We start from the raw sequence: 20,427 nt of genomic DNA, 5'->3' as shown, positions 1-20,427 counted from the left end.
GCTAACCTCTCCCTTCGCTCGCAAGGCGCGGCAGCGCCAGTTCGGTGGCGGGATCGAAGACGTGCACCTTCTCACGCGCAGGCGTGATCTTCAGGACCGAGCCGGAAGCAGGTGCGAAATGGCCCGCCTGATGCACGATGATCTGCTCCTTCTCACCCTTGATATTGCCGTAGAGATAGGTCTCGGTGCCGAGGCTTTCGTGGTACTGCACCTCGAAGGGCAGACCGGCATCCGCGATGGTGAAATGCGAGGGGCGTATGCCCGCCAGAACCGCCTGTCCGGGGCTGACGGTTGCCGGATCCACGAGGCAGGGCAGGGACACGCCGTAGCCGGCGTCGATGGCGATGCCGCCGTCGCTGCCCTTGGTGATGGTGCCCTTGAGCATGTTCATGCGCGGCGAACCGAGGAAACCGGCGACGAATAGGTTGCGCGGATTGTCGAAAAGCTCGAGCGGGCTGCCCACCTGCTCGATGCGCCCGGCGCGCAGCACGACGATCTTGTCAGCCATGGTCATGGCTTCCACCTGATCATGGGTGACATAGATCATCGTCGTCTTGATATCGCGATGCAGCCGGGTGATTTCGGCGCGGGTCTGCACGCGCAGCGCCGCATCGAGGTTGGAAAGCGGCTCGTCGAACAGGAAGATATCAGGCTCGCGCACGATGGCGCGGCCGATGGCGACGCGCTGGCGCTGGCCGCCGGAAAGCTGTTTCGGCTTGCGGTCGAGATAGGGCTCGATGGCGAGCATGCGCGCCGCCTCGTTGATGCGGCTTTCGATTTCCGCCCGCTTGAAGCGCAGGTTTTCCAGACCGAAGGCAAGGTTCTTGCGCACGCTCATATGCGGATAAAGCGCATAGGACTGGAACACCATGGCGATCTTGCGCTCGGCGGGAGAAAGCGCGCTGACATCGCGATTGCCGATGGCGATGGTGCCAGATGTGACGTCCTCGAGACCGGCGATGATGCGCAGCAGCGTCGATTTTCCGCAGCCCGAGGGGCCGACGAAAACGACGAATTCGCCGTTTTCGATCTGAAGATCGATGTCGTGCAGCACATGAACGGCGCCGAACGCCTTGTTGAGGTTTTCGAGTTTTAGACTTCCCATCACCTGCTCCCTTCATTCGAGTCCGCCGTCGCGACGATCTCCTGCCTGTTCCAGCCCTCGGGCAAGGGTATCGCTCTCTTGATGGCGACATCATGCGCCGAAAACCCGTGAACGCCCGAAAGGTAGATCGCGGGCATGCCGCCCGGATAATCCTCCATGCCGACGATCCGGCCCTGCGCATCCTGCGTCCAGGCATTGGCGCGGCCAGCCGCATCGGCGCTTGGCGCAATATCGGCATTGGTGGGGCGCAGATCATATTGCAGGCCGGTGCCGAGCTTGCCGGGTTGCTGCGCAAGCGTGATGCGTTCCAGCCGGACATTGTGAATGCCGGCCTTCGAGGTGGCGACGAGGTTGATCGCGCCTTCCATCGAGCCGCTCAGGTCTTCCACGACCAGATTGTCCACACTGCCGGCCTGCCGTTCGGGGCGACGGTCGACAACGGTGACGGTGACCGCTTCACCCGAACCCCAGAAGCCGCCCGGGGTTTCGTGGCACTCGGCCTTAATCCGTGAAAAGCGGATGTTGCGCATCGCGCCGCCATCGCGGGAGAAAAGGCCGACGCCGCGATTGGACTGGACGATGCTGCAATCCTCGAACACGACATTGGTGAAGTCACCGAAGGATTCCGTGCCGAGTTTCAGCGCGCAGCTCATGCTGGAAACGGTGCAACGGCGAACGGTGATATCGGCGCAGACCCCCACCGCCTTGCCATCCGGTCCGGCGCTGGTCTTCAGGCAGATGCCGTCATCGGCAGTCGAGATAAAGCAGTCCTCAATCAATGCGCGGCGGCAGGCATCCAGCACGATGCCATCGGTATTCGGCAGGCGGCGGTCGTTTTCGATGCGGAGATTGCGGAAATGGAGGTCTTCGCAATCGACCATATGCAGCGTCCACATGGGTGAAGCGCTGACGTGGAGGTTTTCAAGGCGCACGTTGCGGCAGGCTTCCAGCACCATCACGCGCGGGCGTTTTTTGGCTGGAACATAGGTGCCCATGGCCTTGTCGTCGCCGATGATGAAGTTCTCACCGCCAGCCTCGATGCGGCCGGGACCGGTGACGGCGATGTCGTGCGCGCCGCTCGCGATGAGCATGCCGCGGTTGGAATCCTCGGCGATGACCGAAACCGTCGTATCCGCATAGGCCTCGTAATCGGAAACGGGTGCAAGTACCGCGTCTTCGGCAAGGTGCAGTTCCACGCCGCTCTTAAGAACAAGGCCGCCGCTGACATGGCGCCCGGCTGCGAGCGATACACGCCCGCCGCCTGCGGCCGAGACGGTGTCGATTGCCTGCTGGATGGCGGTAGTGGCGTCGCGGCCATCGGCTGCGGCTGTGATTTCTTGGTTCATGCTCATGATGCCTGCGGCCTTTTCAGAAAAACGTCGATCAAAAGCAGCATCGTCAGCGCCTGCCCGTAGGGTGTGGGCAGATTGGGAATGCGGCGGTAGAAGTCGAGATCATGACCCATCGGCGTACCGTCGGAAACGCCGTGGACGACGCCCTCATCGTCGATATTGCCAAGCACCGCCTTCAGCGCGCGTTCCGCATGCGGCCGGTTCTCTTCGCCGAGGATGCCGGCCTCAATGCCGCGCAGAATGCCATAGGCGATGCCTGCCGTCGCCGATGTCTCGACCGGCGATGTGGGATCGTCGAGCAGCGTGTGGAACATGCCGTCCTCACGCTGGTATTGCCTGAGCGACCGCACCTGGCTCGCCAGTACATTGGCGAGGAAACGTTTGTCCTTTCCGGCAAGCGTCGGCACCAGTTCGAAGAGTTCGGGAATGGCGACGGTGATCCAGGAATTGCCGCGCGCCCAGAAGGCGTCAGCGAAATTATGGCGGCCGTTGAAGGTCCAGCCGTGATACCAGAGGCCGGTGACGGGGTCCGACAGATAACGCGTATGGATCATGAACTGGTAGACCGCCTCGTCTACCCAGTCCTGGCGTTTGCAGACGACGCCGGCGCGGGCGAGGAACAGACATGCCATGAACAGCGTGTCGTCCCATAATTCGCCTTCATTCAGCCGTTCCTTGACGACGTGCTGGAAACCGCCATCTTCGGTTTTCGGCAATTCATGCACCAGCCAGTCGGCCCAGTCTTCCACCAGAGCGCGGAAATCCGGCCGGTCGACATGTTCGGTCAGGATGACAAGCGGCAGCATCGGCGCGGAACTGTTGATCTGGCGCGGCGGCAGGCCACGCTCGATCTGCCAGCCATACCATGTCACGAGGTCGTCCAATGCCTTCTGGTCGTTGGCGGCCAGCGCCCGGCGCAGGAAACCGTACAGGCCCACACCCACTTCCCAGTCCCATTCATCGAACTGGATCTTGCCGTCGGAACTGCCGCTGACCAGACCTTCCTGAATGCCCTTGAGGCGGCTGAAGGCGGCGGCGACATTGTCGATCGTCGTCCTGAGAGTGTCTTTTTCCATGCTTGGCTGGTTCATCTGTCAATTCCGCTTAGGAGTAGAAGGGTCGTGTCGCGCCGCCCGAGGCGGGATCGGCACTTTCGAAGGTAATTTTGGGTTGGGGCTGGTCGTGGTCGAAGGCCATGGCCTGACCACCGATGGTGAATGCGCCTTCCCAGGTCAGGGTAAGCTCAGGTCCGCCCGGCGGCGTGACCGAGAGCAGCCGCCTTTCGGCATTGAAGGTGACCTGCGTGGCGAGAATTTTCTCGCGGAAACGGGCGAAGGCTTGCCCGTCGCCGCAGCCGATGACGCCCACCCAGCCGGCGCGGCGGCCGGGTGATCTGATCTCGCGATTGGCGGTGGCGCCGGCAGTGATGGGCTGAAGCCCGTTTGTTGCATAAAGCGCGGCAAAGCCACGGCCCGAACGGGTGATGAGCCAGTTGCCCTCCATCAGCACCTCGTCCAGCCCGTCGCGGCCGAGATAGGCATGGGTCCAGTCGTTGCGGTGATCGTCCGTGTCGAAGATCAGCATGGCCAGATCGCGATGCTGCGCCACACGCGGCAGGATGCCGCTTCCCGCCCAATAGGAAGGGCGCTGCGTGCCCCATGGATCGTCTTCACCGGGATGATTGACCCAGAGCCGCGCCATCGGATGGCCGGCAAGCTTGATGTCCATGACATGCTGCTGGTGGCCCTTGCGGCCGGTCTTGTGGTCGACAACGGTGGAAAGCTGGGCGGCCTCGTTCTTGAACAGCACAAGCTTGCCGGGCTCCAGCCCCTGCGCATACCGCGCCTCGACCATGCGGCCGGTTTCCAGCTGGGAGAGGGCGGCAAGATGCGCCGGCGGCAGGTAGTCGCCGCAGCAGAACATCGGTAGCGAGGCGACGCCATTATTGAGCCAGCCTTTGCCAAAGGCGACCTCAGCAAAGGGCGCCAGTTCCGTCAGCGGCCCGGCGCGCAGTTCCTTGTCATAAGCCCGCCCTTGCGAACCGGAGGGAACGCCACCCAGCGTGTGCAGCGCGATCATCTCGAAAATGAGATCGAGCTGATGGCGGGCACGGGCGGCAAGTTCCGGCCCCGCCCAATGTTCGATGGCAAGAAGGCCGATGAAATCCACCGGGTAGTAGGCGGCGGAGTTCCATTCGGCGAGGCCATGCGCCTCGACGCTGTCGAACCAGCGCTCCAGACGGTCGGCGGCCAGCGCCACCTGCTGCCGGCCGGAGCGGCCCGACGCGGTGAAAAGGGCATCCGGCAAATAGTCGCCGGCCAGCAGCTGGCTGGTGTGGAAACAAAGAACATGGTTCTCACTCCAGAACCACATGACGTCATTGCCCGGTTCGTCCACCCAGTAGCGATAGCCGAGGATCGTTGCATCGATCCGCGCCCGCATGTCGGCCGGCAGCCGGTCGCCATAGGCGCGCACCAGCCAGAGCAGCGGGATCATCACGAAATCGGAGCAGTCTTCGCGCCTGTCGATGGAATGCAGCGTCGCATCAACGATGCCGCCAATCGTCTCGATGTCATCGCTGCCGGTGGCGACCATCGCCAGCGCGCGGCCGATGCGCCAGGCGCCGAAACGGGCGCTGAAGGAGAGGGCCGCCTTTTTGCGCTCGTTGATATCGGCATTGGATGCTTCCGGCGCGATATCATGCATGAAGGCGGCGTCGATGAGGCGGGTGACCGTCCCCGCTCCCGAACCCATGGTGATCCTGACACCGTGATACCCGTCCGGAATGCCCGACGTTCCGGGGATCGTCAGCGCGGATTGCCCGGCCTTCAGCACGGTGTCCACTTCCGCAAGCGCGGCGCGCTCGTGGCCATGGCTTTTGACGGCAATATGCACCGGCAGGTCGTTTGCCGGGGCCGCGCCGAAGACCAGTTCGAGAGGCGTGCCGGAAAATACATCCCGCGCCGGGTGAACGTCGCGCACCAGTGCGGCCAGACGCTTCGTCTCCTCCCGGTCGAGCGGCACCGGCAGCACGACGGTGAGCGGCACCGGATCGATGACCTCAAGCTCGAAAAACCAGATGATGTCGCGCTCCGCCAGATCTTCGCAGAGCAGCAGCACCTCATTATCGCCCACCGCAAGATCGAGCGTGATGTCACGGCTGCTTTCGACATTGCGGATAAAGGGTTCGAAACGGACCTGTTCGACGCCGCCCACCCAGATGCGCACGCCGCCGCAGGTGCGCAGCCGGAAATGCGCCTTTCTTGCGGTCTCGCTGCGGAAGGTGCCCTTCAGCCAGCACTGTACGTGGGTCGGAACATGCCAGAAGCCGGTGAATTCGACGCGGCGGTTGGAGCCTGGCAGGTTGAGGTGCGACACCGGCCAGCCGGCAGCGGGCAAGATATCGCGGCCGATCATGATTTCCTGGAAAGCCTTGCGGCAGGGCAGGTCGCCCACATCCACGAAACCATTGATGAAGCGATAGTTCACGCGATCTTCGGCGGGGGCTGCGATGCCGGGAAACGACGTCTCCACGAGATCGGAGACGATCCAGGCGGTCACCGTCTCGCCATCCGTGACGGTATATGTGGGCTGCGACGCGTTCGCCGCAAATGGTCCATCCGTCATAATGGATCGCCTCCCGTCGATCTATAATGAAATTATTTTCACAAACCTGCTTTCGCTTTTCTGCGCCGATTTGTGCGATTTCGCCAAAACAAACAGCTTGACGTTTATTCTGTCAAGTCGCAAAACATCATAAATCGAATTAAGCAGAGGAGCTTCCATTCGATTTATGAAAATGTTTTCATTGGGAGGATGAGCATGATGAAATTGTTTTCGGGCGTCAGCGCCCTCGTAATGGCCTCCGTCGCCGGTCTTGCGACGGCCCAGGCCGAGACCCGCACGATTACGTTCCTTTTTACGGATGACGACCAGGGTTACGTGCAGCGCATGTCGGAACTCAGCAAGGAGTTCGAGACGGCCAATCCGGGTGTAAAGATCAATTTCGTATCGTCGGGTTATGACGCGGTTTCCAAGCAGCTGCCGGTGCAGCTGGCGGTGGGCGAGGGGCCCGATATCGCCAAGATCACCGACTGGCAGCTGGCGCCCTATTATCTCGACATGCGGCCTTACATGAAGGATGCGGAAGCCTTCGCGAAACTACACGGTTCCAGCCTCGACCAGCTTCGCCTGCCCAATGTCAACGATCCGAAGTCGATCAACGGCTATATGGCGTCGCAGACGCTGAACCTGCCTTTCGTCAACAAGACGCTGTTCGAGCAGGCCGGCGAACCCTTGCCCGGCCCGACCGCCAAGTTCAGCGAGATCGTGGAAGCGTCCGCCCGCGTCGCCAAGGCGACCGGCGTGCAGATCCCCTTCACGATGGACCGTTCCGGCCACCGCTTTTCCGGCGGCGCCTTCTCTTACGGCTCGACCTATGTGAAGGACGGCAAATTCAGCTTCCCTGATGATGCGGCGAAAAAATACATCGCCGATCTCTTTTCATGGACGCAGAACGGCAGTTTCCCCAAGGAGATGTGGGGTGCGGCCGGCGGTTCCCAGTACAAGAACATGGGTGACGAGTTCGTCAACGGCAATGTCGTGACCTATCTCGCCGGCAACTGGATGGTCAATCCGTTCCAGAACAAGATCGGCGACGGTTTCGAATGGACCGCGATCAATGCGCCCTGCGGCGATGCCGGCTGCTACGCCATGCCCGGCGGCACCGCAATTGTCGGCTTCAAGCGCACCAAATATCCCGAGGATGTCGCCCATTTCATCGAATTCCTCGGCTCCGAAAAGGTGCAGCGGGAAATTGCCGAGAACTATGTCATCCTGACGGGTGCCGAGATCGTCGATCCGCAATACAAGCTGAAGAGCGAAAACGCCAAGGCGGCGATGAAGGTCTTCCTCGACAACAAGAAGAATGTGCCGCAGGCCGCGCGTGAATTCGAGCGCGCCAAGGGCGGCAGCGCCATGTATCAGCAGATCGTGCAGCGCATGAGCCAGCTCATCGTCGGTGAATTGACGCTCGACCAGACCTACAAGGTTCTGGAGGATGACGTCGCCAAGATCAACGAGGCTGTCGCGGTCAAGAAATAACGGCACGTCCTTCCGCCTTTGGCAGAATGAAGAAGCCATCGAACGATATGCCCGGGGTGTTTGCTTCGGGCATATTGCGCCGTTTCTTTCAGGGGAGCTGCCGCAAGGAGCCGTTCCCGTCGGTCCATCGAAAAACTGAAATATGCTTTGTTTAAACCTGACGATGAGGCGCGCGGAACGCCGCGCCGCCTGTTTTCGTCACGCGTCACTCGCTGAAAATCATAGGATTCGTCATGGCCAGACTAAAGAAGTCGTCTTTCTTTTCCGCACGCTCGACCCTGCTCGCCTCGGTCGCCTTGCTGGTTTTTGTTCCCGGCGCGCAGGCTTTTGATGCCGCCGAACCGGTGGGGCGTGGTTATGCCATCACGGTGCCGGAACCGGCCGCGACATATCCGTTGCCGCTTGCCGACAATTATCGCAACCAGACCGGCAAGAATGAGAAGGGCGAGGAAGTCCGGGCCTATGACGACCGGGACAATCCCATCATTGAAATCCTCTCCGGTTTTAATCGCATCTGGACGCTTGGCGATGAAAAATGGGCCGATGGCGGCGCCAATGGTGATGGCCCGGCGGATTTCAGCCATGTGAAGATCGTTGATCCCGCTGTCTGGCAGGAAAACATGCGTTATGTCCTGTCCGTGACCGGCGAGAACCGCACGCGTGCCGCCGCTTTCGAAGCCTATATGAACGACCGACGCTCGCAGGGTTACAGCGTCATCGAGGGCTTGGGCCCGCTTGCCGCCTGGTATCGCGAAGGGGCGGGTGCGACGACGACGATCAATCACACGCCTGCGGATTTCGATCCGAACGAGGTCATCACCCGCAAGGAGGACGACAAGGGCACCGAGGCGGGTGCGGCCGATAGCGAACTGAAGGATTTCGTCGCCTTCATGAAGGTTATCCGTGGTCCGGAAGGCACGACATCGCCGGCCAAATATTTCTATTCCTCACCGCGTCCCTGGCGCATGAACGCCAAGGGCGAGGTGATCGAGACGGGTAAGGAAACGATCGGCGACCGCTCATTCGAAAACTATGACAGCGACCCCGGTGTCATCGTGCCGGCACTGAAATATGTGCGTGAAACCCGCGGTCGCGGCAAGGATGGCGGTTTCCCGAGCGGGCACACCAATGCCGCCTATCTCGCCGCCATCGCTTATGCCTATGCTGCGCCGGAGCGCTTTTCCGAATTGCTGACGGCGGCCTCCGAACTTGGCGAGAGCCGTATCGTCGCCGGCATGCATTCGCCGCTCGACGTGATCGGCGGCCGCATCACGGCAACCGCGATGGCTGCGGCCATGCTGCAGGATCCGAAAAATGCCGAGGTGAAGAAGGCGGCGCACGAAGCCTTGCAGGCCTATTTCACTAAGCGTCTGCCGCAGGGACAGTCGCTTGTCGATTTCGCCCATGGCGCAGGGCCGGATGCCGACCGCTTTGCCGATGATGCGAAGAACGGGGCGGATTATCGCCGGCGCATGACGTTCTCCTTCAGCCGCGACAAGGCCGTGGGCGATGCGCCGATGGTGGTGCCGAAGGGCGCCGAAGTCCTGCTGGAGACGCGCCTGCCTTATCTCAATGCAGCAGAACGGCGCGCCGTGCTGTTTTCCACCGGCATCGAGGCCGGTTATCCGCTGCTTGATGACAGCAATGGATGGGGCCGCATCAATCTGGTGGCCGCCGCCGGTGGCTACGGCGCGTTTGACGGCGATGTCGAGGTGATCATGGATGCCGCCGCCGGCGGGTTCAATGCGGCAGACCGCTGGACGAACGATATTGCCGGGGCAGGGCGTCTCGTCAAATCCGGCAGCGGGGCGCTGACGCTCAGCGGCCATAACAGCTATGGCGGCGGTACCATTTTGAGGGAGGGAACGCTGGTGGCGTCGTCTGCCGATGCGCTTGGAACCGGCGATGTGCTGGTCACCGGCGGCGCGCTTTCGCTCAGGGCAGGCAAAGACGTTGTCATCGGCGGTGACTATATGCAGACGGGCGGCACGCTGATGCTTGATGCGGAAAAGGCTCCGTTGCGGATCAGGGGCAATGCGGTGCTTGAGGGCGCAACGCTGAAGCTCGTTTTCGATGGCGCTGCACCGGCCGCCGGAACGCGGCTCGACGTTATCTCCGCCAATGGCCTGACCGGAACCTTTACGTCGATAGATGCGGGCACTGTGAAAGTGCGGCCGGTCTATACGGGTTCGGCATTATCGGTAGTGGTCGAGTAGGCTGCGACAGTGCGGGCGCGGTCATGCCGCCGCGCCCGAAAGGGTCCCGTTTCAGGAATTCTGCCGCCGCATCAGCAGGAATATGACGGGTGCGGCGAGCACGGAAACGATGGCGGCAAGCGCGAAGGAGGCCTGATAGCCGAATTTTTCGGCAATCGCGCCGGCACCCAGGCCGCCCGCCATGCTGACGATGCCGTCCATGCACTGGAAGAGGGTGAAGTCGACCCCGGCCTGCCGTGGGTCTGACCAGCCCATGAAACAGGCGTAGAGCGCTACAAAGCCGATGGACATGATGCCCGAGGAGCTTGCTACCGCAACCGCCATGACCACCCATTGCGAAACGTCGCGATGGACGCTGAAATAGGCGAAGACGCAGAGCAGCGCCGTCTGTACGAAGATGGCGACGAGCAGAACCCGCGATGCGCCGTAAAGCCTCACCAGCGTGCCGCCGAGCAGCGCACCGGCGAAACCGATGATCATGCTGCCGACACCATTCAATGCGCCGATGGTGGCGAGATCAAAGCCATAATCGACCAGAAACGGGCCGAGCATAGCGAGACCCCATTTCTGTGCGGCGACATAAACGGCCGCGACCAGAAGGCCGGTGCGCACCTCGCGCCGCTTCAGCGCGTTTCTGATGGAGGGCAGGTGATCCCGGGTTTGCGCCACCGTTTTTGCCGCCGGGCCGAACAGGAAGGGCAGGGCAAGCAGGATGACCAGTCCGGCCATCACAAGCGTGGCGCTCGTCCAGCCGGACCGCTCCACCAGCACCAGAAAAAGGCCCGCGCCGATGGCCGAACCGAGATAGGAGCCGCCCACCTGCGCCGCATTGCCCCAGCCGTGATGTTCGGCCGCCAGTGTTTCGACCGCATAACCATCGCAGGCTATATCGACCGTCGCGGTCACCAGCGCGATCACCGACAGGATGACGATTGCGACGGAGACTGGCGAAGGGCCGGTGAAGGCGAGGGTGGCGAGGCCGCAGGCGCAGGCGGCGATGCCCGCGCCGACGATTATCCGCGAGCGGTTCCTGCCGACCGGCGGCAGGCGGTAACGCTCCACATGCGGCGACCAGAGGAATTTCAGCGCCCAGGGCAGAACGACGAGATAAAGCAGGCCGATCTGGTCCAGCGGCAGGCCAGCGGTTCTGAGCACTGCGGGCAGACCGAGAAAGGTCAGCCCGCCAATGACGCTCTGGCCGACATAAAGTCCGCCGACCGCCACGAAGACCGCGGCGGGTGACGGTTTTGCTGCGAGGGGGGTCTGCTGCAGCATCAGAAACGATACCGGATGCTGCCGACGATCTTGCGACCCTCGTCGTAATAGCAGAAGCCCGTGGTGCAGACCTGCTTGACCTCGTCGAGGAGGTTGGTGGCGTTGACCTGCAGCTTCACACCTTCCAGCGAGGGCAAGGCCTTCCCGAGATCGTATCGCAGCGAGGCATCGACGAAGGTGCGGGATTCATTGTCGAGAATGGGCGTGTGCTGGTTGTCGCCGAAGCTCGATCCCACGTAACGCAGGCCCGCGCCGATGCCGAGGCCTTCCAGCGCGCCGCTCTGGAATTCATAATCGGCCCAGAGCGAGAAGGTGTGGTAGGGCGAGGAATTGAGCTGCCTGCCAACTGTTTCCGACGTCAGCTTGGTGATTTCGACGTCGTTATAGGAGTAGGAGCCGATGAGGCTCCAGCCATTGTCGAGCGAGGCGGTCGCTTCCAGTTCCACCCCGCGCGAGCGCAGGTCGAGCTGCCGCAGCAGGTTGATGCCGGACGAGGTTTCGTAGACCGTGGCATTGTCCTGATCGAGATTGAAGAAGGCGGCGCTCAGCAAAGCGTTATATTGCGGCAGGGCATATTTGACGCCGAGTTCATATTGCTTGCCGACCGTCGGCTGCGCCTGGCCGGTGACCGTTCCCGTGGTGATGATGACGCCCGGATTGGCGACGAAGGAGGTGCCGTAGCTGACGTAGGGCATCACGCCGCTGTCGAAGACATAACCGAGGCTGGCGCGGCCCGTCGTTTTTGTTTCATCGCCATCATAGGTGGGAGCCGCTGCCGCACCCACGGTCTGGGACTGATATTCGGTATCCAGCCAGTCGTGGCGGATGCCGGCCGTCAGGCGCCAGCGATCGATTTCAACCTGATCCTGCGCATAGATGCCGAGGGTGTTCATCCTCTGCTTCAGTATCAGCGACACATCAGGCACATAGGTGAAGGTGTCGGTGAAGGGGCTGGCGCCGTTGCCCTGTTTCGATGTGTAGGACATGTGGCTGAAGTCGATACCCGTCAGCAGCGTATGTTTCGCCGGGCCGGTGTCGAATTCGGTCTTCAGGTAATTATCGGCGGAAACGCCTTCATTATCCTCGATGGTGATGCCGGGATAATTGGCGAAGACCCATTGCTGGTCGGCCGAAAGGCCGGAGTAACGCGCCTTGCTGTAGAAGGTGACATTGTCGTTGATTTCGTGCTCGAACTCATAGCCAACACGCCATTGTTTCTGCTCGAAGTCATTAAAACGGGAATCGCCGCCATAAACCGGCGTCGCGCCGATTGATTTGCCGTCGCTGCCGTAGTTGTTGATGTAACCCCAGGTGCCGCCGGTGGTGCTGTCCATATATTCGCCGAGCAGTGTCAGCTTGGTGCCGGCATCCGGCTGGAAGGTGAAGGCCGGCGCGATGAACAGCCGGTCGTCCTTGATGGCGCTGATTTCGTTGCGTCCGTCGCGGGCCACGCCGGTCAGGCGGTAAAGCATGGTCTTTTCGTCATCGACAGCGCCGGAAAGATCGAAAGCGCCCTGCACGCGGCCGTAGGAGCCATATTGCAGCTCCACCTCGCGCAATGTCTCCTCCGTCGGGCGCTTCGAGATGATATCGACAATGCCGCCGGAGCTGCTTGCGCCATAGATGGAGGCGGCTGGGCCGCGCAGGATGGAAACGGCTTCCACGCCATAGGGCTCAAGCCGGGCGCTGCCGTTCTGACTGCTGACCTGCCGCAGGCCGTCGCGGAAAATGCCTGTGGTGCTGAGATCGGTGCCGCGCACCTTGAAGGCGTCGAAGCGCGGCTCCGCGCCATATTGGCCGATGCGCGCGCCGGGCGTGTAGTTCAGCGCTTCGGAGAGGTTCTGCGGCTTCAGATCATCGAGCTGCTTGCGGCTGACGGTGGTGATCGACTGCGCGGTTTCGGCAACAGGCGTATCGGTCTTGGTGGCGGTGCGGCCGGATTTGCCGACATAGCCATTGCTCTCGATGATGCCCCTGGCGCCTTCAAGGCCGGTGCCCTGCACGGTGATTGGCGCAAGCAGGGTGCTGCCGGCGGCGGCAGAACCGCCGCCTTCACCAGTCTGGCCGGCGGGATCGAAAATGCGAACCGTATTGCCGCCGGCCAGCGCATAGTTCAGCCCCGATCCGGAGAGAAGCCCGCTGACGGCCGCCGATACGCTGAGCGTGCCCTTGACGCCCGCAGTGCTGCGGCCTCTGGTGATCGCGGAGGGGTAGACCATGCGCAGATTGGCCTGGCGGCCAAAGCTGAGGATGGCGTTTTCCAGCGGCCCTGCGGGAATGGAGACGGTGACGGTCGCGGATGCGCCGCTTGCGGCCGGCGGTGTCTGCGCGCTGGCGGTCGTGGCGCCCGGACCTGCCGCGACGATACCGCCTATGATCGCCGTCGTCGTCAGCCAGAACCAGCCACGTGCCTGCTTGCCCAAATTCATGTCATTCCCTCTCACTCGTGATCATGCCGCCCGCTGAAACGGGTCCTGATTGCCTAGAGTGAAAAGGCGGGCCGCCTCCTGACGTCGGCGCCGCAAAAAAGTTATTTTTATCTGGAGCGCACGAAAACCAGCATTCCGGAAAGCCGTGATACCGAAACGGGAAGGCTTTCTTCGAGAATGGTGAGCGCCTGATCCGTATCCTTCAGGTCGAAAATGCCGGAAACGCGCTGTTTCGCCGCCGCCTCATCGAGAATGACGATACGACCCCGGCGATATTGCGAGAGAATATCGAGAACCTCACGCAATGGCTGGCCGGAAAAGACGAGCTTGCCCACCCGCCATGCCATGCTGTTGGCAACATCCTTGCGGGCGCGCACCAGCCTGCCGTCGCCACCAAGGGTCACGGCCTCTCCGGGCGTGAGCACGGCGACCTCGGCCCCTGTCGTCACCTCCACCCGGCCTTCCTCCACCTGCACCTCCTGCGGCAGTACGCCATTGCCGGTACGGACCGAATAATGCGTGCCGAGCGCTTTTGCCGTCAGCGCTCCATCCTCCACGATGAAGGGGCGCTCCGGATTTTTCGCGACATCAAAATAGGCCTCGCCGCGAAGAAGGGTAATGCGCCGTTCCTTTTGCGAATAATGGACGGCAATTGCCGTGTCGGTATTCAGGCTGATACGGCTGCCGTCTTCCAGCGCCAGCACGCGCGTTTCGCCGATGCCGGTGTAATAATCCGCCTGCCAGCGGTCCTTTAATCCGCTTTTGTCCGCAAACAGCGCCGCAAGCCCGATGAGGCAGAGACCGGCCAGGCCCGCCAGCATCGCCCGGCGGGGCCTTCGGCGTTTTTGCCGCTCGGCCGGCGCAAGATCGATCTCGCCGAGTTCTCCCCAGAGGCTTTGCATTTCCTCATAGGCGGCAGCATGGGCGGCATCGGCCCGCAGCCAGACATGAAACACCGCGCGCTCCGCTTCCGTCGCATCTTTTGATTGCATGCGCGCCACCCACAGCGCGGCCTCCTCGGCCAGACCGTCATCGGTCAAGCCGTCATCCTTCAGACCGTCCGGGCGCTCATTCATGTCCTGATCTGCCGTTTGTTGCGTGCTGATGTGTATTCCTTTTCCCTTATAGAGTGAAAAAGGATGCGAACACCTGATGCAGGTTTACATTTTTATTTGCACGCGGACCTGACGGCAGTGCAGCAGCGCCTTGATAATGTGTTTTTCCACCATGTTGCGGGAAATGCCGAGCCGGGCGGCGATCTCGCCATTGGAATGGCCATGCAGGCGGCTGAGCACGAAGACCTGCTGGCAGCGTCTCGGCAGGGCCTCGATGGCCCGTGCCATCAAAATCAGGTGCTGCCGTCCGGCGATGATCCGTTCCTGCCCCGGCTCTTCGCAGGCAACGGCAAAACCCGCTTCGTAAGGTGCGAATAACGGCCGCTCGCGCGACTGGCGAATGGCCGTCAGGCGGGCGACGGACCGGGCGATCTGGAAGAGATAGGCCTGCGGATTGTCGATCAGCGTGGCATGCGAGACTTCCAGCGCCCGCAGCAGGGTTTCCTGCATGGCATCGGCGGCATCTTCCCGGTTCTGCAGTCGCCGGCGGAAGAACCGCATCAGGCGGCTTTCCTCCTCGGCATCGAGAACCTGTAACAGGGCTTTACTCATCAATCGACCCGGTGACGTATTGGCTTGCCGCATGATGCGGCCGCGAATATACGCGCCGCCTCATATCGCAAGAAACATGATTATTATGATCATGTTTAATGCCATCGGGCGTTTGCTGCCAGCCCGTAAAAACCCGGGGGCCAAATTGGCCTCACGTTTCCGTGATGATTGTTGCGGGATTACATCAGGCCGCTTGGGCCAGCCTACAGGAAATAGCGGACCCTGAGCGGCAGCAGCGCGGCGCCGATTGCAGAGGGATCGCCCACCGTTTCGCTAAGAACCAGTTTGGCCTCCTTCGGGCCGACGCCGTAACGGTGTTCGCGCTCCGAGGGCATGTGCGTGCGTTCGATCATCATCTGGCCCAGCGCGCGCGGCAATTGCCCGCCGAAGACGATGGCTTGCGGATCAAGAATCGAGATCAGGCTCGCCACCAGACGGTCCACCTGCGGCATGGTTTCGGTCAGCCATTCCTCGACGCCCGGCCATGCGGGGTCGAACTGCTGGTAAAGCGCCTCGATCGAATGGATGTCGACGCCGTTTTTCTGCAGGGTGGTGATCAGATATTGCAGGGCCGGACGTTTCGGCGCTTCGTCCGGGCTGTATATGCCGCTGAATTCGCCGGCATTGCCGTGAAAGCCGTGAAAAGGCTGGCCGCCGAGGATCAGTCCACCACCGAAACCATAGTTGAACGACAGATAGGCGAAGGTCTGGCACCAGGAGCCGACGCCGCGTAGGCTTTCGCCGATCGCGCCAGTGGTGGCGTTGTTTTCCAGCCAGACCGGCAGGCGGAACCGTTTCTCAAGGATCGGCTTCAGGTCCATCAGCGACCAGTCGCGCAAAGGTTCCGGCGCGTTAAAGGCGCGGTCTTCCGACACGAAGAAGCCGGACATTGAAAAACCGAGGCCAAGCAGACGCTCGCGCGGGATGCCGCGTTCCGCCAGCAACCGCTCCAGGGCCAGAGACAAGGCGGCGAGCGTCTCCTCCCGGTCCTCCGGAAGCATGTCAAGTTTTTCCTCGACAATCACGTCGCAGCGAAAATCGGCGATGCAGATCACCACGGAGTCGGTGTTGATGGAAATGCCGAGCGAATAGGCCGCTTCCGGCACCAGCTCGATGGTGGGGCTCGGCTGGCCGCGCGTGCCCTTGAGCGGCGCGCCGGTTCGCAGAAGCCCGCGCTCCTGCAGACCTTCGATCAGCCGGTGCACGGATTGCTGCGTGAGGTTGGTGTGGCCGGTGATCGATGCCCGGGCGATGGGGCCGTGGCGGCGCACGATATCCAGAATGAGACGCTCATTCTCGCTGGCAAGCGGCTGGCGGTCGAAGCTCTGGTGCAGCGTCTGATCTGTTGTCATGGCCTTGGATAACGGCTGTGCGGGGCGGCGGCAACACGGGGCTTTGGTACACGGGGACATTATTCCCAGCCCTTGTCATAAATATTACGCCTTATGTGTATTAATTGAAGGCGACAAAATCAGCCGACCATGAGACCTGAAAGTCGACCCATGCACCGAACCCTCGCTACCTCCCACAATACCTCCAATCCCTGCAATGTGCTTGCACTCTGCTCGCGCGACAATCCGGCCATCCTGACCATCGCCCACCGTGGTTTCTGGACTGCTACGGCAGAAAACTCACTTGCCTCCGTCCGGGCCGCGGTTGCGGCGGGTGTCGAGATGATCGAGATCGACACGCAGGCGACGGCCGATGGCAGGCTGGTCGTCATTCATGATGAAACGCTCGACCGCACCACGACGGGCAAGGGGACCGTGAGCGCGCTGCCTTTCGAGGTGGTTCGCGCAGCAAAGCTGAAGGCCGGCGCGGGTGGCGATGCGGCTGACGTGACCCATGAATGTGTGCCGACACTGGAAGAACTGCTGGAAGAGGCACGGGGCAAGATCACCGTCAATATCGACATCAAATTCACCCGCGATCTGCCGCAAGTCATGGAAACCGTGCTGCGGCTCGGTGTTGAAGACCAGGTGCTGGTGAAGACCGATATCGATCCTGAGGCCAGCCGTTTCGAGATGCTCGACACGGACTGGTTCGGCAAGATCCCGCATATGCCGATGTTTCCGGTGAGAAAGGGCAGGTTTGCCGAGGATCTGCGCCGCATCGAGGCATTGCAGGCGCCGATGATCGAGGTGAAATTCACCGATATTGCCGATCTGGCCGAAGGCCGTGCCGAGATGGAGCGTCAGAATATCCGGTTGTGGATCAACACGCTGGATGTCGCCCATTGCCTCGATTTCAACGATACGCGGGCGCTCAAAGAACCGGAGGCGGTGTGGGGCGCACTCGCCGAGGCCGGCGTCGGTGCGATCCAGACGGATGAGGTCGAAGCTTTCACCAGCTGGCTGAAGATGGATGCCGGCAAGCATGGGCCCGATGAACGAGCGCCTTGAAGGCGCCGTTGCTACCGTCGAACAAGCGACGAAGCACGTCCTTCGCTTGTTCGACGCTATCGCCACACGGTGAAGCCGCTATCGCGCGTCACCCCGCCCGGGCGAGCGCAATTGCGTCAGGGCCAGCGGGAAAACGGAGCTGGCCGGACACATCATGGACGGCGCTCCAGATTGCTTCGGCGACATCCTGTTCGCTGGTCGTCATGGCCGGTTTGGCGAAGCCTTCGAGAATTGGGCCTGCGAAGTCCATGTAATCGTCCGGCAGCAGCTCTTCCAGCGGAAGGATGGCATTTGTCGTGAAACGGGTGGTTGGTGCATAGCCCGGTTCCACCAGCTTCACCCGGATGTTGAAATGACCGAGTTCATGGGCAAGCGAACCGGAGAAACCTTCGATTGCCTGCTTGCTGGCGGTGTAGGCGGCGGCGAGCGGAAAGGATGCGAGCGTGGCGCTGGATGTGACGTTGATGATCGCGCCGGACCGGCGCTCTCGCATCTGGGGGATGATCGCCTGCGTCATTGCCATCACACCAAAGCTGTTGGTGTCGAAGATCGTGCGGATTGCCGACATTGGCGTTGCTTCGAAAGCGCCGACCATGCCGATGCCGGCATTGTTTACCAGCACATCGACCGGACCTGCCGCATCGATCAGGGCCGCGACGCTTTGTCCGTCCGTCACATCCAGCGGCAGGACGCGCAACCGGTCATTATTGCCGCCGAAGCGATCGGGATCCGGACGCCGCATGGTCGCAACGACATTCCAGCCACGCGAGAGGAAAAATTCGGCGGTCGCCTTGCCATAGCCGGATGAGGTGCCGGTGATGAGGATCGTCTTGGTCATCATAAGTCTCCATTGTTCGATATGACCTGACATAGACGATGTGTTCTGGATGATATATGCTCTGGATACTGTAATTCATTATTGATCGTCCAGACAGTGGATCCTCTTAGCGATATCATCGATCTTTTGCGGCCGAGCGCCGCCGTTTCAAAGCCAATCTCCGGCCGGGGCCGTTGGGGTGTGCGTTATCGCGCCTATGATGCGCCGGGTTTTGCCGTCGTTCTGGCCGGTGCGGCCTGGGTCATGATCGATGGCCGGGAGCCCCTGCGGCTGTCAGGTGGCGATTTCCTGCTTTTGCCCTCCACGCCCGCCTTCTCGCTTTGCAGCGATCCCGACGTCGAGTGTATTCAGGTCGAGCCGCAAGGCCGGGCGGTGCGGCATGGTGAACAGGAAGGGGAGCCTGATTTTGTCGCGCTGGGCGGAAGCTTCATGTTCGAGCGGGTCAATGCGGCGCTTCTGCTGTCGCTGATGCCGGACCTGATCCATGTGCCGGCGGGCGAGGGCGGAGCATCCCGGCTGGCGCGCCTGATCGAGTTGCTGTCGGAAGAATGCGTGCGCGAGGATGCGGGCAAAGAGCTGATCATCCGGCGCATGCTGGAGGTTCTGCTGGTTGAAGTGCTGCGTCGGCCGAATGCGGGCAGCGAGGCAATTCCGGCGGGGTTGGTGAAGGGGATGCGTTTACCCGGGCTTGCCCGCGTATTGTCCGCCATGCACGCCAATATCCGCGCGAACTGGACTGTGGCCGAACTGGCCGGGATCGCCGGCATGTCGCGCTCGGCCTTCGCAGCGCGTTTTAATGAAATGCTCGGCTGCGCGCCGATCGAATATCTGGCCCGCTGGCGAATGGCGCTTGCCAGAGACGCGTTGATGCGCGGGATAAAGTCCCTCGATCATATCGCGGAGGAGATCGGTTATGAATCCGCCAGCGCATTCAGCACCGCTTTTCGCAGGAGAACGGGTGTCGCTCCGGGTAGCTTTGCCCGCGCCAATGGCGACAGGCGCCGACAGCAGGCGGATTTTCTCTAGCCGTTGCCGGTCATGGCGGTGAGAGCCTTTTCGGATTATCGAGACGGAGTGATGGGGTAGCGTTGATCCGTGCCGGTATAGGCGCGTTTGCTCCAGAGCAGGGCTTTGCTAAGCGGATTTTTGACGGCCTCGATTATGCCGCCCACGAACAGGATATGGTCTGCGGCATCGATGGAGCCGACGAGTTCGCAATCCATGGATAACAGCGCATCGGCAAGTTTAGGGCTTCCTGATGGCCAGGTATCCCAGTCTCCGATGCTGAACCGGTCCGGATGAATTGCCTTTCCCGCAAAGACATCGGCAATCTCCTCCTGTCCTCTGGCCAGTGCCGCAACGGAGAAGCGCCTGCTCGCGGCGATGAGATCGACCATGCGGCTGCTGGCGTCGATGGAGATCATCAGCAGCGGTGGTTCCGCGCTGAGCGGCATGAAGGAGGTGATTGTTCGCCCGATCCGCTCGCCGGCATGGGCGGCCGTGGCCACGGCTACGGTGAAAGCAAGGCTTGCCATCGAATCCTTGAATTCACGCGGGGAGATCATGGGAGACGCGCAAGCTTTCAGCGGAATATGCGCGTGATTGACGACGCCGCCGGCGATCAGCCTGAAATTATGAGACATGGTGTGCCGGGCTAACCGCCCGCTCCCGGATTTTTCGAAAAAATGGATATCTTTGCCGCAGCACCATTCATGATGTCGGCATTGTCAGGCGGTGACCTTTTCTCGTGCACGCGCGGCCAGATGCCGGAATAGTGGCGATTGAGGTCGAGCCAGGCATGCAGTCCCGCTTCGGTATCCGGCCGGATCGCCGCGGCGGGACACTCCCCCTCGCAGATACCGCAGTCGATGCACTGATCGGGATGAATGACGAGCATGTTCTCGCCTTCGTAGAAACACTCGACCGGACAGACTTCCACGCAGTCCATATATTTGCAGGCGATGCAGTTTTCGGTGACGACATAGGGCATTGAGACGCTCGAATGGAGTTGCAGCCGGACGGCGGCTGTCCGGCTGCGCC

Annotated in this window: 16 protein-coding genes; 4 read left to right on the top strand and 12 right to left on the bottom strand. The window is 61.5% G+C overall.

What is annotated here, in order from left to right; all coding sequences use genetic code 11:
- Nucleotide 1 precedes the first annotated feature (1 nt).
- From DA915_RS18380 to DA915_RS18365, 4 genes are read right to left on the bottom strand one after another with little or no spacing between them, the layout of a single operon-like run.
- Complete coding sequence (locus DA915_RS18380; protein WP_107676855.1) at nucleotides 2-1,105, bottom strand: ABC transporter ATP-binding protein; 1,104 nt, start codon at nucleotides 1,103-1,105, stop codon at nucleotides 2-4.
- Nucleotides 1,105-2,457 carry a glycoside hydrolase family 28 protein gene (locus DA915_RS18375; protein ID WP_107676854.1) on the bottom strand — a complete coding sequence of 451 codons (1,353 nt, stop codon included), beginning with the start codon at nucleotides 2,455-2,457 and terminating at the stop codon, nucleotides 1,105-1,107. The genes DA915_RS18380 and DA915_RS18375 overlap by 1 nt, the downstream gene beginning before the upstream one ends.
- Nucleotides 2,454-3,548 (bottom strand): glycoside hydrolase family 88 protein, encoded by a 1,095-nt coding sequence (locus tag DA915_RS18370; protein WP_003505535.1) that lies wholly within the window; start codon nucleotides 3,546-3,548, stop codon nucleotides 2,454-2,456. The genes DA915_RS18375 and DA915_RS18370 overlap by 4 nt, the downstream gene beginning before the upstream one ends.
- 13 nt (nucleotides 3,549-3,561) lie before the next feature.
- Nucleotides 3,562-6,084 (bottom strand): hypothetical protein, encoded by a 2,523-nt coding sequence (locus DA915_RS18365; RefSeq protein WP_107676853.1) that lies wholly within the window; start codon nucleotides 6,082-6,084, stop codon nucleotides 3,562-3,564.
- 195 nt (nucleotides 6,085-6,279) lie between these two features.
- Here DA915_RS18365 and DA915_RS18360 point away from each other — a divergent pair, with 195 nt between their 5' ends.
- The gene (locus DA915_RS18360) at nucleotides 6,280-7,560 is read left to right on the top strand and encodes an ABC transporter substrate-binding protein (protein WP_003505538.1); all 1,281 of its coding nucleotides are present in this window, start codon (nucleotides 6,280-6,282) and stop codon (nucleotides 7,558-7,560) included.
- Between the two features lie 233 nt (nucleotides 7,561-7,793).
- On the top strand, nucleotides 7,794-9,776 hold the full coding sequence (locus tag DA915_RS18355; RefSeq protein ID WP_107676852.1) for a phosphatase PAP2 family protein: 1,983 nt from the start codon (nucleotides 7,794-7,796) through the stop codon (nucleotides 9,774-9,776).
- Nucleotides 9,777-9,827: 51 nt separating this feature from the next.
- Here the strand turns inward: DA915_RS18355 and DA915_RS18350 are convergent, their stop codons facing one another.
- The 5 genes from DA915_RS18350 to DA915_RS18330 form a co-directional block, all read right to left on the bottom strand.
- On the bottom strand, nucleotides 9,828-11,051 hold the full coding sequence (locus tag DA915_RS18350; RefSeq protein ID WP_107676851.1) for an MFS transporter: 1,224 nt from the start codon (nucleotides 11,049-11,051) through the stop codon (nucleotides 9,828-9,830).
- On the bottom strand, nucleotides 11,051-13,480 hold the full coding sequence (locus tag DA915_RS18345) for a TonB-dependent siderophore receptor (RefSeq protein WP_107676850.1): 2,430 nt from the start codon (nucleotides 13,478-13,480) through the stop codon (nucleotides 11,051-11,053). The genes DA915_RS18350 and DA915_RS18345 overlap by 1 nt, the downstream gene beginning before the upstream one ends.
- A gap of 107 nt (nucleotides 13,481-13,587) precedes the next feature.
- Nucleotides 13,588-14,556 (bottom strand): FecR family protein, encoded by a 969-nt coding sequence (locus tag DA915_RS18340; protein WP_107676849.1) that lies wholly within the window; start codon nucleotides 14,554-14,556, stop codon nucleotides 13,588-13,590.
- Between the two features lie 84 nt (nucleotides 14,557-14,640).
- A complete protein-coding gene (locus DA915_RS18335; protein ID WP_035212879.1) occupies nucleotides 14,641-15,147 on the bottom strand; it encodes a sigma-70 family RNA polymerase sigma factor in 507 nt (168 codons plus the stop codon).
- A gap of 203 nt (nucleotides 15,148-15,350) precedes the next feature.
- Nucleotides 15,351-16,499 (bottom strand): ROK family transcriptional regulator, encoded by a 1,149-nt coding sequence (locus DA915_RS18330; RefSeq protein ID WP_107676848.1) that lies wholly within the window; start codon nucleotides 16,497-16,499, stop codon nucleotides 15,351-15,353.
- Between the two features lie 150 nt (nucleotides 16,500-16,649).
- Between DA915_RS18330 and DA915_RS18325 the strand changes: the two genes are divergently transcribed.
- Nucleotides 16,650-17,549 carry a glycerophosphodiester phosphodiesterase family protein gene (locus DA915_RS18325; protein ID WP_107676847.1) on the top strand — a complete coding sequence of 300 codons (900 nt, stop codon included), beginning with the start codon at nucleotides 16,650-16,652 and terminating at the stop codon, nucleotides 17,547-17,549.
- Between the two features lie 88 nt (nucleotides 17,550-17,637).
- On the opposite strand, the gene DA915_RS18320 is transcribed toward DA915_RS18325, so the two are convergent.
- Nucleotides 17,638-18,387 carry an SDR family oxidoreductase gene (locus tag DA915_RS18320; RefSeq protein WP_107676917.1) on the bottom strand — a complete coding sequence of 250 codons (750 nt, stop codon included), beginning with the start codon at nucleotides 18,385-18,387 and terminating at the stop codon, nucleotides 17,638-17,640.
- A gap of 81 nt (nucleotides 18,388-18,468) precedes the next feature.
- Here DA915_RS18320 and DA915_RS18315 point away from each other — a divergent pair, with 81 nt between their 5' ends.
- Nucleotides 18,469-19,413, top strand: a complete 945-nt coding sequence (locus DA915_RS18315; protein WP_107676846.1) for an AraC family transcriptional regulator — start codon at nucleotides 18,469-18,471, stop codon at nucleotides 19,411-19,413.
- Between the two features lie 35 nt (nucleotides 19,414-19,448).
- Here the strand turns inward: DA915_RS18315 and DA915_RS18310 are convergent, their stop codons facing one another.
- Both DA915_RS18310 and fdxA read right to left on the bottom strand, forming a co-directional pair.
- Nucleotides 19,449-20,030, bottom strand: coding sequence for a flavin reductase family protein (locus tag DA915_RS18310; protein WP_107676845.1), 582 nt, complete (start codon nucleotides 20,028-20,030; stop codon nucleotides 19,449-19,451).
- 11 nt (nucleotides 20,031-20,041) lie between these two features.
- Entirely contained in the window at nucleotides 20,042-20,377 is a 336-nt protein-coding gene (gene fdxA / locus DA915_RS18305) for a ferredoxin FdxA (protein WP_003505552.1), read from the bottom strand.
- Nucleotides 20,378-20,427: the final 50 nt, after the last annotated feature.

It is taken from the genome of Agrobacterium sp. LAD9, from assembly GCF_003031125.1.
Classification (GTDB): Bacteria; Pseudomonadota; Alphaproteobacteria; order Rhizobiales; family Rhizobiaceae; genus Agrobacterium; species Agrobacterium radiobacter.
The sequence above is the reverse complement of the archived record's forward strand: the minus strand, read 5'-3'. Positions and strand labels throughout refer to the sequence as shown.

Coding starts and splice junctions, on each gene's coding strand:
- DA915_RS18365 (WP_107676853.1), bottom strand. CDS start 6,084: ATGACGGATGGACCATTTGCGGCGAACGCGTCGCAGCCCACATATACC.
- DA915_RS18325 (WP_107676847.1), top strand. CDS start 16,650: ATGCACCGAACCCTCGCTACCTCCCACAATACCTCCAATCCCTGCAAT.
- DA915_RS18320 (WP_107676917.1), bottom strand. CDS start 18,387: ATGACCAAGACGATCCTCATCACCGGCACCTCATCCGGCTATGGCAAG.
- DA915_RS18345 (WP_107676850.1), bottom strand. CDS start 13,480: ATGAATTTGGGCAAGCAGGCACGTGGCTGGTTCTGGCTGACGACGACG.
- DA915_RS18375 (WP_107676854.1), bottom strand. CDS start 2,457: ATGAGCATGAACCAAGAAATCACAGCCGCAGCCGATGGCCGCGACGCC.
- DA915_RS18380 (WP_107676855.1), bottom strand. CDS start 1,105: ATGGGAAGTCTAAAACTCGAAAACCTCAACAAGGCGTTCGGCGCCGTT.
- DA915_RS18335 (WP_035212879.1), bottom strand. CDS start 15,147: ATGAGTAAAGCCCTGTTACAGGTTCTCGATGCCGAGGAGGAAAGCCGC.
- DA915_RS18340 (WP_107676849.1), bottom strand. CDS start 14,556: ATGAATGAGCGCCCGGACGGTCTGAAGGATGACGGCTTGACCGATGAC.
- DA915_RS18310 (WP_107676845.1), bottom strand. CDS start 20,030: ATGTCTCATAATTTCAGGCTGATCGCCGGCGGCGTCGTCAATCACGCG.
- DA915_RS18360 (WP_003505538.1), top strand. CDS start 6,280: ATGATGAAATTGTTTTCGGGCGTCAGCGCCCTCGTAATGGCCTCCGTC.
- DA915_RS18330 (WP_107676848.1), bottom strand. CDS start 16,499: ATGACAACAGATCAGACGCTGCACCAGAGCTTCGACCGCCAGCCGCTT.
- DA915_RS18370 (WP_003505535.1), bottom strand. CDS start 3,548: ATGAACCAGCCAAGCATGGAAAAAGACACTCTCAGGACGACGATCGAC.
- DA915_RS18350 (WP_107676851.1), bottom strand. CDS start 11,051: ATGCTGCAGCAGACCCCCCTCGCAGCAAAACCGTCACCCGCCGCGGTC.
- fdxA (WP_003505552.1), bottom strand. CDS start 20,377: ATGCCCTATGTCGTCACCGAAAACTGCATCGCCTGCAAATATATGGAC.
- DA915_RS18355 (WP_107676852.1), top strand. CDS start 7,794: ATGGCCAGACTAAAGAAGTCGTCTTTCTTTTCCGCACGCTCGACCCTG.